The following is a 13,607-nucleotide window of genomic DNA, read 5'->3' on the forward strand; positions in this document are numbered from 1 at the left end:
GACGCCGCCGGCTCGGCACCCGGCTGGAGGCGCTGGAGCCTGACCTCAGACGCCGCCGGAAGGCGCTACCGCCTCGTTGCGTACCTGCTCAGGGTCACGCCGCCGGGAAACGTCCGCGTCTCCACCAGGTCGAGCTTCGACCAGCCGTCCAGCGCGCCGAAGAACGGCGTGCCGGCGCCCACGAGGACCGGGTGGGTGACGATCTCGTACTCGTCGATCAGCCCGGCCCGCATGGCCGCCCCCGCGAGGGCTGCGCCACCGACCCTCATCGGGCCGCCGTCCCCGGCCTTGAGCCGGGTTATCTCGGCGATCGCGTCCCCGGTGAACAGGCGGGCGTTCCAGTCGACCTTGTCGATGGTGGAGGAGAACACCACCTTCGGCGTGTCCCGCCAGTTCCGGGCGAACTCGATCTGCGCCGGGGTGGCGCCCGGCTGCTGGTCGCCGGTCGGCCAGTAGCCGCTCATGTTCTCCCACAGGCGGCGCCCGTACAGGAACAGGCTGACCGCCCGCTCCTGATCGAGCCACCACTGGAACAGTTCGTCGCTCGATTCGCCCCACCCGATGTCGTCGCCGGGCGCGGACACGTAGCCGTCCACTGTCAGGTTCATGCCGTAGATCAATTTCCGCACAGCGCACGCCTCCGTCGATCGGTCCCGCAACACCGGACCTCGCAGGTCAGTCGTGGCGGTGACGCAGAATGTAGTCGATGTGGCGGATGGTGTCCCGGCGGTCGTACTCGCTGATCGAGTCCCACAGGTCCGCCAGCCAGTAGAGCGATCCGGACAGCATCCAGGCCCATCCGCGTACCCAGGTCGCCTCGTCGAACCCGAGCGCCTCCCGGTAGGCGGCTCGCGCGCGGGCGTCGAACAGGCTCCAGCCGGGTCGCACCTCGACGGCCGGATCGCCGCGGCCGAGACCGCCGAAGTCGATCACGCCGGTGAGCCTGCCCCGGTCGACCAGCAGGTTGCCCGCCAGCAGATCACCGTGCAGCCACACCGGCGGTCCCGGCCACTCGTCCGCCGCCATCGCCTCGTCCCACGCCGCGGTCACCGCCCGGCCGTCGATCCGGTCGCCCAGCTCCGCGATCGACCGGCGGGTCAGTTCGTCGCGCTGCACCAGGGGTACGCCGCGCTGAATGCCTTCCTTGACCGGCCCGTCCATCGGGTCGATCGCGATCATCGCCCGTACGAAGCGGGCGAGGTCGACGGCGAGGTCGACGTGGTCCTGCCCGGATTGTGGGTTGTCCCCGTCGAGCCACGGGACGACGGTCCACGGCCACTGATAGTCCCCGCCGGGTCGGCCGACCGCGACCGGCACCGGCACGGGCACCGGGAGGTGAGGGGCGAGCCGCGGCAGCCAGGTCGCGTCGGTGGTCACCTGGTCGACCGCCCACGGCGCCCGTGGCAGCCGTGCCGTCAGGGAGTCGCCCAGCCGGAACAGCGCGTTGTCGGTGCCGTTCAGCGGCTGCGGCACGATCGGCAGGCTCGACCATTCGGGGAACTGGTCGCTGACCAGGGCGCGTACCTGCTCCACAGTGACGACGATCTCTCCCGGACGCATCGACGCGACCGTAGGACCGCCGGATCACACGGTCAACCGAATTCGGAGCGCGGCGTGATCCTGATCATGAACCGATCGGTACAGAACCCTGCTACGGTTGGCTCCGAACCGAGCGGTACAAAATATGCGGAGGGGAGCGAGCGATCATGAGCGCCACCACTGAGGAACTGCGTGACTTCTACCTGCGGTACGTCGATCTGGCGAACAAGCGGGAGTTCGACCGCATGGCCGACTTCGCCCACGAAGAGGTGATCATGAACGGCACGCCGGTCCGGATGGCGGACATGGTGGCCGAGTTCTACAAGCACGTCGAGGCGGTGCCGGATCTGCACTGGGAGATCCAGGATCTCGTCGTCGAGGGCGACCGGATCGCCGCCCGCCTCGTCGACACCGGAACGCCCGTCAAGGAGTGGAACGGCCTGGCACCTACCGGCGCCTCGGTCTCGTTCGTCGAGACCGCCTTCTACCGGCTCCAGGACGGCAAGTTCAAGCACATGTCGTACCTGATGGACACCGACTCGGTGCGGCGGCAGCTCGCCGGCTGACCGGGGGAATCCGGAAACGCGGCGCGCCCAGCCCGATGCGACATCGAGCTGGGCGCGCCCAGGAAGCTATGCGACGAAGCGGGAACGACGTCGGCGTCCGATGACGTAGCTGGCGCCGCCGAGGAGCAGCAGCGCCCCGCCGATGCCGGCCACTGTCGCGGTGTCGGAGCCGGTCACCGGCAGGCCGCCACCCTCGCCACCACCGTCGCCGCCGGGTACGCCCACGCTGGCGGAGGGACTGAGGGGCGGCACGACTGTCGACGTGGCGCTGGGCGTCGCGGTCGGCGTGGTCGTGGGCTGAGACGGCGTCGGCGTCGGCTGGGATGCGCAGTCGAGCGCGCGAGCCTCGTACAGGCCGTTGTTCAGGTAGGCGAGGTAGGCCTCGACGGACGGGTTGTCGAGCACCTTCTGCGCGGCGGCCCGCACGTTGGGGCCGGCACCCGTCATCGTCTGGCCGATCGAGACGCGCAGAGCCGTCGCCCAGCGATTCTCCACGTTCTTGAGGTATGCGCGAAGGTCGTCCGAGGTGCCCTTCAGCCGCTCCTCGATCTCGCCCGGCAGAACGGGCAACGATTCGGCCTGCGCCTCGGCCAGGAGCCGATAGGCCAGCAGCCGCAGCTCGGAAACGTTGGCCGTGTCCAGGTCGATGGTGACGAGCTCGCGGAAATCCTTGTACACCTTGCGTTCGACCGTCTGGCAGGCGTCGTTCAGCCCGGGCACTGCGGTCTGCGCCGCCGCGGGCGCCGCCGGAATCACAAAGGCCAGCGCCACCAGGGCGCCGGCCGGGATTTTCCATCGCATGTGGACTTTCCTCCCCGTGTAGATCAAAACATGGAGATGTTACCGGCGTCCCTCCGAAATGCAAGGAGCATTGATTGCGCTAACGGCGCAGTCGATCAACCGCCTCTCTTATCGCCGCGACCCGGCTCGCCAGTGGGCCGGCCGGCACGTCGGCGAGGTCGAATCCGGCCTCGCGATAGGTCAACTCGTGGATTCGCTCGAAGACGAGTGATTCCTCGAAGGTGATCCGGCGAGCGGCGGTCGCCTCCACGAAGCCCTGATGGCGTACGAAGAAAACGGTTTGTTCGTAGTGGCGATTCGCCGTCATGTCCTTGATCTCGGCGAGCAGCGCGGGCGGTGCGGCCCGGCCCAGATAGCGGCACAACGCCAGCGTGCAGACGGGTGAACGGTCGTGGAAGACGACCTCGCCGGCGTTCGCCGCGGCTCGGCGACGGCGCTCCCGTTGGAGATCCAGCACCCGGTCGGCGAAGCCCGGCTCACGCCACGGCTCCGGTCGTCCGAGCGCCTGGTGAAGCGCGATCACGTCGGTCGCCGCCTCCTCCACGACGGGGTACCCGTCGATCTCCAGGTGCCGGAGGATCGCTGTCTTACCGGAGCCGGGAGCGCCGGTGAGGATGTATCCGGGCATGTCGTCCTCCGAATGGCGGGCAATCCGCTTGATAGGCAAGCTGTCACTTGCCTATGGTGGGTGACGTGGGCGATCTGGACCAGGCGCTGGCCGACCACACCCGCCGCCTGATCCTCGACGAGCTGACCGAGCGCGACGGTCAGACCCTGTTCGAGATCTGCGGGCGGCTGGCCACGAAGCACCAGGTCACGTCGTCCCGGCAGGCGATCTCCCAGCACCTCGACGTCCTGGAGGCCGCCGGCCTGGTCGTCACGCGGCGGCAGGGTCGCTACAAGTTCCACCACCTCGACACCCGGCCGCTGCGGGCCGTCACCGAACGATGGCTCAGGTCCGCCGAACCCACCCAGGAGAACCCATGAGAATCAACCTCACCAGCGTGTACGTCGACGACCAGGACAAGGCGCTGCGCTTCTACACCGACGTGCTGGGCTTCGTGCCGAAGACCGACGTGCCGACCGGGGAGTACCGCTGGCTGACAGTGGTCTCGCCGGACGCCCCGGACGGCGTGGAGCTGCTGCTGGAGCCCGATGCGCACCCGGCCGCCAAGGCGTTCAAGGAGGCGCTCGCGGCCGACGATCGACACCAGCTCGCGGGCGGCGTCCACGTCGCCTTCCAGCCCGAAGAACGGGTCCTGCTCCATGCCGTGCACCTGTACCGCCACGCCGTCGGGCCAGGGGCCGATCGCCCACTCACCGGTCACCGGCAGGCAGGCTTCGTAGAGCAGGGCGGCCCGGGCGCCGGGCCGGGTCTGGGCGAGCCGCTGGGCGATGGCGGCGCCCCAGGAGACACCCGCGTGGACGAGGTCGGCGGGCAGGTCGGCGACGACCGCGTCGGCGCGCTGGTCGAGGACGTCGCCGCCGATGCGCTTGACCAGCGCGGCGCCGTCGGAGATGGTGGCCGGCCGTTCGCCGCCGAATAAGTCCGGGGTGTGCACGGTGTGTCCGCCGGCGCGCAGGGAGTCGGCGAGGGCGCGTACGCCGTCGGTGAGCCCTTGAATGTGGTGGAAGAGCACGATCTCGGCCATCACTACACTCCTGAGTTGTCAGACCAGAGTTATCGAACGAACCAGAATCTTAGAACGGTCGAGAAATGTCGGTCAATCAGCGGATCCCGGACTACGACCTCGAGGACCTGCTCGTGGTCACCGCCCCGGAGCAGTTGCGCGCGCTCGCCGACCCGCTGCGCAGCACGCTCCTGGAACTGCTCCTGGAACGCGCCGCCACGGTGAACGAGCTGGCCCGCGCGGTCGACCGGCCGAAGAGCAGCGTCGCGTACCACGTGAACCAACTGGTGGACGCCGGGCTGCTGCGCGTGGTGCGGACCCGGCGGGTACGCGCCATCGAAGAGCGGTTCTACGGGCGTGTCGCCCGCACCTTCTACGTCGGCACGCTCACCCGGACAGAGGACAAGCAGGTCGTGTCCCGGATCAACGGCCTCGCCGAGGCGGCAGCTGAAGCGGCCGCCGCGCACGCCGCCGACGAACTGCGGTGCACGCTCGTGCACGCGCGCATCCCGATCGAGGACGTCCGCGAATTCTGGGCGGAGGTGCAGGCGCTGGCCCGGCGGTTCGCGCAGATCCCCCGCGCCGGGGACCAGGTGTACGGCTTCGCCGCCGGCCTCTACCCCACGGACGCGCCCACGCTCCCCGACACGGACCCCGGGTAACGCCACCCGACGGGGTCTTGCCGGGGCGGCGAAGAGAGCAGGCTAGCGTCGGAAGCGTGAGCACCGGATCCCCGCGCGTCCTGCCGGCCGAGCGCGGCATCGACGAGGCCGCCGCCGTTCTGCGCGCCGGCGGGCTGGTCGCCTTTCCCACCGAAACCGTCTACGGCCTGGGCGCCAACGCGCTCGACGCGCGGGCGGCGGCCCGGATCTTCGAGGCCAAGGCGCGGCCCAGCTTCGACCCGCTGATCAGCCACCTGGCCGACGCCGCCGACCTGGCCGCGCTGGTGGGCGAGGTGCCGGCGGCGGTGGCCGAGCTGGCGAAGCGCTTCTGGCCCGGCCCGCTCACCCTGATCGTGGACCGACCGGAGATCATCCCGCCGATCGTCACCTCCGGCCTGGACACCATGGCGGTACGCGTACCGGACGAGCCGTCGGCGCGGGCGCTGATCGCGGCGGCCGGCGTGCCGGTGGCCGCGCCGAGCGCGAACCGGTTCGGCCAGCTCAGCCCGACACGCGCCGAGCATGTGGTGGCCGGGCTGGGCGGTGCGGTGGACGTGGTGCTCGACGGCGGGCCCACCCGGTGCGGCATCGAGTCGACGATCGTGGACGCGCGCGGCGACCGGCCGGTGGTGCTGCGGCTGGGCGCGCTTCCGGTCGAGGCGATCATCGAGGCGGTCGGCCCGGTCGAGGTGCGCCAGGGCAGCTCCGGTCAGCCCGTCGCGCCCGGGACGCTGGCCGCGCACTACGCCCCGCGTACCCCGTTGCGGTTGGGCGCGGCGGCCGAGCCCGGCGGCGGCCGGCGGGGGTTCCTGGCCTTCCGGGAGCCACCGGCGGACGGCGACTGGGCGGCGGTGGAGGTGCTGTCGCCCGACGGCGACGTGACCGCGGCGGCGGCGCGACTGTTCGACGCGCTGCACCGGCTGGACGCGGCCGGGGTGACCGAGATCGTCGCCGAGCCGGTGCCGGACACCGGAGTGGGCCGCGCGATAAACGACCGGCTGCGCCGGGCCGCCGCCACCTGGCACTAGAACTGTTCCGCGTCGGGACGCCCGTGCGAGCCGGGCTGCGGCATGCGGTCCATCAGCTTGGTGAGCGTGCCGTTGGCGAACGTCGCGCCGAGCGCCGAGCCGGTGGCGATTGCCCAGCCCACCGGTCCCATCGGGGTGCAGCCGAAGAACTGGCTGACACCAGGCGTCTGCACCACCGCGACCAGCGCGCCCACCGACGCGGCGGTGGCGGCGAGCACGCTGGGGCTGGTGCCGCCGGCCAGTACGGTCTGGCCGAGCTGAGTGCCGATCAGGGACGCCAGCGCGACGGTGCTGGCCCGCCGCTGGGTGCCGGTCCACCTGGCGATCGTCCAGCCGGCGGTCGCGCCCAGCGTGGTCGACGCCGCCCGCAGCCCGATCTCCCGGGTCATGGTCACACCGAGCGAGGAGTCCGGACCCTCGCGTAGCAGGTGGTCGGCGCGGTCGTCGGCCGGCGGCCGTACCGCGATGGCGAGCGCCGGCGCGAGATCGGTGAGCAGGTTGACCAGCAGCAGTTGCCGGCCGTTCAGGGCGGAGCGGCCGGTCGCGGCGGCGCTGAGCACACTGAACGCGATCTCGCCGAGGTTGCCGCCGACCAGGATGCTGAGCGCGTGCCGCACCGACGACCACATGGCCCGGCCCTCGACCAGCGTGGCGATGATCGTCTCCAGCCGGTCGTCGGTGACCACCAGGTCGGCGGCGGCGCGGGCGGCTGGTGTGCCCCGTTGACCGAGCGCGATACCGACGTCGGCGAGCCGGATCGCCGGGGCGTCGTTGGCGCCGTCACCTGTCATCGCGACGGTCCGGTCCTGGCGCTGCAAAGCCTGAATGATCCGTACCTTGTGCGCCGGCGTGCAGCGCGCCACCACGTCGGTGGCCATCAGGCGCTCGGCGAGCGCGGCGTCGTCCAGCCGGTCCAGGTCGGTGGCGGTGACGACGCGCTGGCCGCCGTCCTCCGGGCTGATCGTGGCGGCGATCGCCTCGGCGGTGGCCGGGTGATCGCCGGTGATCATGACGGTGTGTACGCCGGCGGCCCGGATCCGGGCCACAGCCGGCCGGGCGCTGTCCCGCACCCCGTCGGCGAGCGTCAGGAAACCCACGAAGACCAGACCGTTCACCTGCTCGTCGCTGACCTGCTCGGTGGAGACCCGGCACTCGGCCACGGCGAGGATGCGGTGCCCGGCCCCGGCCCGCCCGGCCAGCATGGCCTGCACCTCCTCGCGCCCCGCCGCATCGAGCGGCCGGTCCCCCTCGGCGGTGCGCCGCGACGCGCAGCGCGGCAGCACCGACTCGGGGGCGCCCTTCACGCTCAGCAGCAGCCCGCCGGAGGAGCGGCCGACAGCGGCGCTGTAGCCCCGGGACGGCTCGAACGGCAGCCCGGCGGTGGCGGTCCACTCCGCGGCGCCGGTCCGCTCGGTCACCCCGGCGGCGTCCGCGCCGTGGCGTACCGCCCGGTCGGTCTGCTGCGGCAACTCGTCCGGGTCGGCGGCGGACGGGGTGGCCCGCACCGCGGCTGCCAGCGTCGACCGCAGCGGCTCGTCCAGTTCGCCCAGCACGGCGTACCGGCCGTCACCGGTGCCCACCCCGGCCAGCAGCAGCTTCCCCTCGGTGAGCGTGCCGGTCTTGTCGAAGCAGAGCACGTCGACGCGGCCCAGCGCCTCGATGGTCCGGGGGTTGCGGACCAGGGCGCCGTGCTCGGCCAGCCGCCGCGCCGCCGCCAGCTGCGCGGCGCTGACCAGGAACGGCAACCCCTCCGGCACCGACGCCACGGCCAGGTTCGCGGCGGTCGCCGCCGTTTCGGCAAGGGGTACGCCCCGAAGCAGCCCCGCACCGGCCACCGAGATCGCCGAGGCGGCCGCCAGCGGTACGGCGCTGCTGGTCAGCTTGCCCAGTCGCGCCTCCACACCACTGGCGGGCGGGGCCTGCCGGGCCATCGCGAGGCTCCGCCCGGACTCGGTCTCCGCGCCGGTGGCCACCACCACAGCGGTGCCGTGCCCGGCGGCGACTGTGGTGCCCTCGAACAGCATCGAGTGCCGCTCGGCGATGGCCGCCGCGACCACCGGGTCGGGGCTCTTCGCCACCGGCAGCGACTCACCGGTCAGTGACGACTCGTCCGCCTCCAGCCCGTCACTCGTCAGCACCCGGCAGTCGGCCGGTACGGCGTCCCCGGAGCTGATCGTGATCACGTCGCCGCGTACCAGCTCCTCGGCGGGCACCACCCGTTCCGCGCCGTCGCGCAGCACCCGGGCGGTGACCGCCGAGCGGGACAGCAGCTCGGCCAGCGACCGTTCCGTGTTGCGCTGGTGCACCGCGCCGACCAGCGCCGACCCGCCCACCACGCCGCCGACCAGCGCCGCGTCGACGAGTGAGCCGAACGCGGCGGAGAGCACCGCACCGGCGGCCAGCACCGGGGTGAGCGGGTTGGACAGCTCCTCGACGAACGAGCGGAGCAGCCCGGCCGGACCGTGCTCGTCGCCGACCTCGACGCGCCGCCGCCGGGTCGCCTCGCTCTCGGTCAGCCCGGACGCGTCGGTGTCGAGCTGTTCGAGGACGGTCTCCACCGGCATGAGATGCCAGGCGCTGAGCGCGGGCACCGGTACGCCGGTGCGGTCCGGCAGCCGGTGCGCCCGGAACACGCCGTGCGCGATCGCGAGCGCCGCCGCGCCGTTCACCGCCGCGTGCGTCGGGCGGGGCAGGCGCCGTCGGTCTGCGGTGAATGCTCCGAGCGCGCCGAGCCCGGCGCCGGCCATGGCGATCCGGATGTTCTGCTCGGTCATCCGGCGGGCCACCCCGGCCGCGTCGATGAGCAGTGCCGGTACCCGCAGGTCGTCGCCGACCAGCAGGTGCGCGCCCCACGGGGGCAGGTCCTCCGGGCCGTACACGCCGAGGCCGCAGTCCGAGGCGGCGAGCGCCGACCGCTCGCCGGAGACCACCATCACCACCGCGCCCTCGCGTTGCAGGTCGTGCACCGCGCCGGCGAGCCGGGCGCATCCGGGTCCCAGCAGGGCGGCGAAGTCGTCGCGGCCGGAACCGGGCGCCTTCGGCAGCGAGGACAGTGCCAGCGCGGCGGCCCGCTTGGGTCCCAGCACCGGCAGCGCCGCCGCTCCGGCGACCGCGCCGGCCGGGAGTACCCGCTTGGCGTAGCGCTCCGGCTGCCCGTCCGGCACCGGGCACGGCCGCTCGCCGTCCGGCACCCGGGCCACCGCCCGTTCCGGGTCACCGGTCAGGTGTGGCTCGGCCCGCCGCCACGCGGCCAGTTGAGCGGCCCCCTCGCCCCACTGCACGACGCGCTGCGCGCCGTCCAGCACGATCCCGGCCCAGCCGCCGGTGAGACCCTGCACCACCGCCTCGGCCAGCGGGAACAGCACCTCGGCGCGCGGGTCGGCGCGGATGCCCAGCCCGGCCAGCGCGTGCAGCTTCGGGTGCAGGTCGACAGCGCCGAGCAGCCCGGCGACCTCGGCCGGCACGGGGGTGAGCGGCAGCACCCGGGTGGCGGCGGAGATGCCCAGTCCGAGCACGTCGGACAGCAGCGCGCCGAACGTGCGCGCGGTACGCGGGCCGTCCTCGGGCGGCTGCGGCGGTTCGATCTCCGGGTCCGGCTCGTACGGGCAGGTCTGCTCGACGCGGGCCACTGTGGCGATCAGATCGCGCAGTTTCGGCGCCGGCTCCCCGGTCGCCACCACCACCCGGCCGGACGGCGCGTTCACCCGCGCCCAGGTCACGCCCGGCATCGACTCCAGCGCCGCCTCGACCTGACGGGCGAGCCGGTCGCCGCCGTCCTGGCAGACGCCGTGCACCTCGATGTGGTGGCGGCCGTCCTGCGACCACACCCGGCGGCTGGTCAGTCCGGTGAGCCGGGCCAGCCGGGCGGCGGCCGTACCCACGCTTCCCGCGACCTCGGAGACCTTGGTGGGTACGACCGTCGGGGACAGCAGGAGGCCGGCGAAGCGTCCCAGCGCCATCTCGCCTCCCGGTCTCGTCCCGGCGGCCCGACTTCCCGGCGCGGCGTCCGTTATGCCACCCGGACGGCAGAAGTTCGGGGTCCGGTCGTTCCCGCCGGACGAGACGGGGACCACAGTTGACCTCAACCCGGGGTGAGGTCCGAGGCTGTAGCCCATGACCAGCACCGCCGCCCTCCCGGCCGATCCACCCGTCGACCTGTGGTCGCCGCGCCTTCGGGCGATGACTGTGGGCAGCGTCGCCCTGGTGTCCCTGCTCGCGTTCGAGGCGCTGGCGGTGGGCACCGCCATGCCGACGGTGGCCCGCGCGCTGGACGGGCTCGGCCTGTACGCGCTGGCGTTCGGCGGCTCGTTCGCCTCCGGCGTGGTGGCGATGGTCGCCTCCGGCATCTGGTGCGACGCGCGCGGACCACGGCCGGCGATGTGGCACGGCGTCGCCTGGTTCGTCGCCGGGCTGGTCGTGGCCGGTTCCGCGACGACCATGGAGATGCTGGTCGTCGGGCGGGTGGTGCAGGGCTTCGGTTCCGGACTCGTCTCGGTGGCGCTCTACGTGGTGGTCGGTCAGGCGTACCCGGAGCAGTTGCGGCGGCGGATCTTCGCCGCGTTCGCCGCGGCCTGGGTGGTGCCGTCGCTGGTCGGCCCGGCGCTGGCCGGCCTGATCGTGGAACATCTGGGCTGGCGATGGGTGTTCCTCGCGGTACCGGCGGTGGCGATTCCGGCGGCGCTGCTGATCCAGCCGGGTCTGAAGGCGCTGGCCGGCACCGTGCCGACCCGGCCGCCCGCGGGCGCGCTGGCCCGCGTCGGCTGGGCCTGCGGGGCGGGGGCGAGCGCCGCACTGCTGCACTACGGGGGGCAGCAGCGCGGCGTGCTCGCCGCCGGCCTGATCGCCGGGGCGCTGGCCGGGCTGTTCGTCTGCGTACCGCGTCTGTTGCCGTCCGGGTTCCTGCGCGCGGCACGCGGTCTGCCGACGGTGATCGGCCTGCGCGCGCTGGCGTCGGCGGCGTTCGTGGCCGCCGAGGTGGTGATCCCGCTGATGCTGTCGCGGGAGCGCGGCTTCTCGCCCACCGGCGCCGGCCTGGTGCTGACCGTGGGGGCGCTGTCCTGGTCGGTGGGCTCGTGGATCCAGGGCCGGATCGCTTCGCCCCGGTCGGCGGCGAGCCTGCCCCGGGCCGGGCTGGCCTGCATCACCATCGGTACGGCGGGCGTCGCGTCGGCGCTGCTGCCCGGGCTGCCGGTGCTGCCGGCGGTGTTCTCCTGGGCCGTGGCCGGGCTCGGCATGGGACTGCTCTACCCGTCGCTGTCGGTGCTCACCCTGGAGCAGTCGGCCCCGGCCGAGCAGGGCCGCAACAGCTCGGCGCTGCAACTGGGCGACTCGCTCGCCGCGGCCACCGTGCTGGCGCTGACCGGCGCGGTCCTGGCCGCCGGTGCGTCACCCGGCCCGGCCAGCTACGCGACCACGCTGGCGGTGGCAGCGGGCTGCGGCCTGCTCGGCCTGACCCTTGCCGGTCGAGTGGTGCCTCGCCCGGCGGGCTGAGGCGTCGCCGGCCCGGTCGCCGCTCACGCGCAGTAACGCTCCTGCCGAAGGCATCGCCTGACTGCGGTATGACTCCTGGTCATGATTATGACTCTCAGGTATATCGCTCAACAGTCGTAGTCGCCTGCGCGGGGCTCACACACTGTGATGGAGCAGCCCGGCAAGCGCGACTTCGGGCCGACGGCCCGGCGAGCGGTCACGATCCCGGCCGGGCTGCCGTCCTGAATGCGGACCGAGTGGGCAGGGCGTGGCTGGGAGGAGTGGCGATGCGGGTGCTGGTGACCGGGGCGACCGGACGGCTCGGGCGGGTGGTGGTGCCCCGGCTGCGGGACGAGGGCTTCACGCTCCGGGCGACCAGCCGTCGGCCCCGTACCGGAGACGGGGTGGAATGGGTGAGCACCGACCTGGCCACCGGGGCCGGGCTGGCGGAGGCGGTCGCCGGGGTGGACGCGGTGCTGCACCTGGCCTCGTCGCCGCAACGGCGTACCCACGAGATCGACGTGCTCGGCATCCGCCGGCTGACCATGGCCGCCGACCACGCCGGGGTCCGTCACCTGGTGTACGTCTCGATCGTCGGCGTCGACCGGGTGCCGATTCCCTACTACCGGCACAAGCTCGCGGCCGAAGAGGTGGTGGCCGCCGGAACGGTGCCGTGGAGCGTGCTGCGCGCCACCCAGTTCCCCGAGTTCCTGGCGGACCTGCTGAAAGGCGCGAGCCGCCTCGGCCCGGTGATCGGGGACCGGGCCGTACTCGCCCAGCCGGTCGACCCGGCCGACGTGGCGGACCGGCTCGCGGTGCTGCTGCTCGCCGGACCGTCGCACCGGGTCGAGGACTTCGCCGGGCCGCAGGTGCTGCGCTTCGACGAGGCGGCCCGCACCTGGCTCGCGGCCCGCCGGGTACGCCGTCCGCTGCTGCCGGTCCGGATTCCCGGCCGCCTCGGGCGGGAGTTGCGTGGGGGCGGACTCACCACGACGGCCACGCCGACCGGCACCCGGACCTGGGCCGACTACCTCGCGGACACGTACGGGGGAACCGGCGGAAGATGAGAACCGGTCGGGTCCGCACCGGCCTACCGTGACCCCATGCTGGTCTTCGTCGCCACAGTGCTCCTCTACGTCTTCGGTTTCGTCTTCCTCTACGGCGTGATCCGGGTCGGCGTCCGGCACGGCATCGAGGACGCCGAGGCGAACCGTCCCGAGGTGCTGCGCCGTCGGCAGCTCACCACCGCCGAGAACCGGGACTTCGCGCAGGAGAACGCGTTCCTCAGCAATCCCAACTGAGGGGCGGAGCCGGGGCCCGGAGGGGCGATCCGCGAAGCGGGTGCGAGGATCGCGACATGATGGGGACGCTGAAGACGGAGCCGGCCCGGGCACGGCTCGACCTGCTGGCCCCGCCGGTCGCCGCGGCGCTGCAGGAGTGGCCGGCCGAGGCCCCGGTGGACGTGGACGACGTACTCGTCGCCCCGATCGACGCCGACCTGGCCGACACCGCCGCGTTCTGCGAGGCGTACCAGGTGGGGCTGGAGGAATCGGCCAACTGCGTGGTGGTCGCCGGTAAGCGCGGCGGCGAGACCCGGTACGCGGCCTGCGTCGTGCTCGCCACCACCCGCGCCGACGTCAACGGCGTGGTCCGCAAGCTGCTCGACGTGCGCAAGGCGAGCTTCGCGCCGATGGCCGAGGCGGTCGAGTTGAGCGGAATGGAGTACGGCGGCATCACGCCCATCGGGCTGCCGGCGGACTGGCCGGTCCTCGTCGACTCCCGGGTGATCGCCACCCCGCACGTGATCATCGGATCAGGCGTACGGCACAGCAAGATCGCCCTGCCCGGGCCGGCGCTCGGCGCGCTGCCCGGGGCGAGGGTGGTGGAGGACCTGGCCAGGCCGGCCTAGGT

Annotated in this window: 13 protein-coding genes and 1 pseudogene; 9 read left to right on the top strand and 5 right to left on the bottom strand. The window is 73.0% G+C overall.

What is annotated here, in order from left to right; translation table 11 throughout:
* Window positions 1-65: 65 nt before the first annotated feature.
* Window positions 66-629 (bottom strand): dihydrofolate reductase family protein, encoded by a 564-nt coding sequence (locus KBX39_RS08445; protein ID WP_064448030.1) that lies wholly within the window; start codon window positions 627-629, stop codon window positions 66-68.
* Between the two features lie 46 nt (window positions 630-675).
* Window positions 676-1,560, bottom strand: a complete 885-nt coding sequence (locus KBX39_RS08450) for an aminoglycoside phosphotransferase family protein (protein WP_210869880.1) — start codon at window positions 1,558-1,560, stop codon at window positions 676-678.
* Window positions 1,561-1,706: 146 nt separating this feature from the next.
* Between KBX39_RS08450 and KBX39_RS08455 the strand changes: the two genes are divergently transcribed.
* Entirely contained in the window at window positions 1,707-2,105 is a 399-nt protein-coding gene (locus tag KBX39_RS08455) for an ester cyclase (protein WP_104112364.1), read from the top strand.
* Between the two features lie 66 nt (window positions 2,106-2,171).
* Here the strand turns inward: KBX39_RS08455 and KBX39_RS08460 are convergent, their stop codons facing one another.
* Both KBX39_RS08460 and KBX39_RS08465 read right to left on the bottom strand, forming a co-directional pair.
* On the bottom strand, window positions 2,172-2,906 hold the full coding sequence (locus tag KBX39_RS08460) for an LPXTG cell wall anchor domain-containing protein (RefSeq protein WP_064448027.1): 735 nt from the start codon (window positions 2,904-2,906) through the stop codon (window positions 2,172-2,174).
* Between the two features lie 79 nt (window positions 2,907-2,985).
* A complete protein-coding gene (locus KBX39_RS08465; RefSeq protein WP_210869882.1) occupies window positions 2,986-3,534 on the bottom strand; it encodes an AAA family ATPase in 549 nt (182 codons plus the stop codon).
* Window positions 3,535-3,587: 53 nt separating this feature from the next.
* Here KBX39_RS08465 and KBX39_RS08470 point away from each other — a divergent pair, with 53 nt between their 5' ends.
* From KBX39_RS08470 to KBX39_RS08485, 4 genes and pseudogenes are all read left to right on the top strand, one after another.
* Entirely contained in the window at window positions 3,588-3,893 is a 306-nt protein-coding gene (locus KBX39_RS08470; protein WP_210869884.1) for a helix-turn-helix transcriptional regulator, read from the top strand.
* A pseudogene (locus tag KBX39_RS08475) lies at window positions 3,890-4,099 on the top strand (VOC family protein); the annotation flags it as partial. The gene KBX39_RS08470 and the pseudogene KBX39_RS08475, both read left to right, overlap by 4 nt.
* Window positions 4,100-4,623: 524 nt before the next feature.
* On the top strand, window positions 4,624-5,199 hold the full coding sequence (locus KBX39_RS08480) for a helix-turn-helix domain-containing protein (RefSeq protein ID WP_210869886.1): 576 nt from the start codon (window positions 4,624-4,626) through the stop codon (window positions 5,197-5,199).
* Between the two features lie 80 nt (window positions 5,200-5,279).
* Window positions 5,280-6,227: an L-threonylcarbamoyladenylate synthase gene (locus KBX39_RS08485; protein ID WP_043330800.1), complete on the top strand. Its 948-nt coding sequence runs from the start codon at window positions 5,280-5,282 to the stop codon at window positions 6,225-6,227.
* Here KBX39_RS08485 and KBX39_RS08490 read toward each other — a convergent pair.
* Complete coding sequence (locus tag KBX39_RS08490; protein ID WP_210869887.1) at window positions 6,224-10,186, bottom strand: cation-translocating P-type ATPase; 3,963 nt, start codon at window positions 10,184-10,186, stop codon at window positions 6,224-6,226. The genes KBX39_RS08485 and KBX39_RS08490 overlap by 4 nt on opposite strands.
* A gap of 154 nt (window positions 10,187-10,340) precedes the next feature.
* On the opposite strand from KBX39_RS08490, the gene KBX39_RS08495 reads away from it, so the two are divergent.
* The 4 genes from KBX39_RS08495 (at window position 10,341) to KBX39_RS08510 (ending at window position 13,605) form a co-directional block, all read left to right on the top strand.
* Window positions 10,341-11,717, top strand: coding sequence for an MFS transporter (locus KBX39_RS08495; protein WP_210869889.1), 1,377 nt, complete (start codon window positions 10,341-10,343; stop codon window positions 11,715-11,717).
* A gap of 266 nt (window positions 11,718-11,983) precedes the next feature.
* A complete protein-coding gene (locus tag KBX39_RS08500; RefSeq protein WP_210869891.1) occupies window positions 11,984-12,763 on the top strand; it encodes an SDR family oxidoreductase in 780 nt (259 codons plus the stop codon).
* 36 nt (window positions 12,764-12,799) lie between these two features.
* Window positions 12,800-12,997, top strand: coding sequence for a hypothetical protein (locus tag KBX39_RS08505; RefSeq protein WP_043327658.1), 198 nt, complete (start codon window positions 12,800-12,802; stop codon window positions 12,995-12,997).
* A 59-nt stretch (window positions 12,998-13,056) separates the two neighbouring features.
* Entirely contained in the window at window positions 13,057-13,605 is a 549-nt protein-coding gene (locus tag KBX39_RS08510; RefSeq protein WP_043330797.1) for a YbaK/EbsC family protein, read from the top strand.
* Window positions 13,606-13,607 lie beyond the last annotated feature (2 nt).

The sequence above is a fragment of the Micromonospora sp. D75 genome, from assembly GCF_018070405.1.
Taxonomy (GTDB): domain Bacteria; phylum Actinomycetota; class Actinomycetes; order Mycobacteriales; family Micromonosporaceae; genus Micromonospora; species Micromonospora chalcea.

Excerpts from the sequence above, each read along its gene's own strand:
- KBX39_RS08455 (WP_104112364.1), top strand. The coding sequence starts at position 1,707 with ATGAGCGCCACCACTGAGGAACTGCGTGACTTCTACCTGCGGTACGTC.
- KBX39_RS08500 (WP_210869891.1), top strand. The coding sequence starts at position 11,984 with ATGCGGGTGCTGGTGACCGGGGCGACCGGACGGCTCGGGCGGGTGGTG.
- KBX39_RS08450 (WP_210869880.1), bottom strand. The coding sequence starts at position 1,560 with ATGCGTCCGGGAGAGATCGTCGTCACTGTGGAGCAGGTACGCGCCCTG.
- KBX39_RS08490 (WP_210869887.1), bottom strand. The coding sequence starts at position 10,186 with ATGGCGCTGGGACGCTTCGCCGGCCTCCTGCTGTCCCCGACGGTCGTA.
- KBX39_RS08505 (WP_043327658.1), top strand. The coding sequence starts at position 12,800 with ATGCTGGTCTTCGTCGCCACAGTGCTCCTCTACGTCTTCGGTTTCGTC.
- KBX39_RS08460 (WP_064448027.1), bottom strand. The coding sequence starts at position 2,906 with ATGCGATGGAAAATCCCGGCCGGCGCCCTGGTGGCGCTGGCCTTTGTG.
- KBX39_RS08480 (WP_210869886.1), top strand. The coding sequence starts at position 4,624 with ATGTCGGTCAATCAGCGGATCCCGGACTACGACCTCGAGGACCTGCTC.
- KBX39_RS08465 (WP_210869882.1), bottom strand. The coding sequence starts at position 3,534 with ATGCCCGGATACATCCTCACCGGCGCTCCCGGCTCCGGTAAGACAGCG.
- KBX39_RS08470 (WP_210869884.1), top strand. The coding sequence starts at position 3,588 with ATGGTGGGTGACGTGGGCGATCTGGACCAGGCGCTGGCCGACCACACC.
- KBX39_RS08495 (WP_210869889.1), top strand. The coding sequence starts at position 10,341 with ATGACCAGCACCGCCGCCCTCCCGGCCGATCCACCCGTCGACCTGTGG.
- KBX39_RS08510 (WP_043330797.1), top strand. The coding sequence starts at position 13,057 with ATGGGGACGCTGAAGACGGAGCCGGCCCGGGCACGGCTCGACCTGCTG.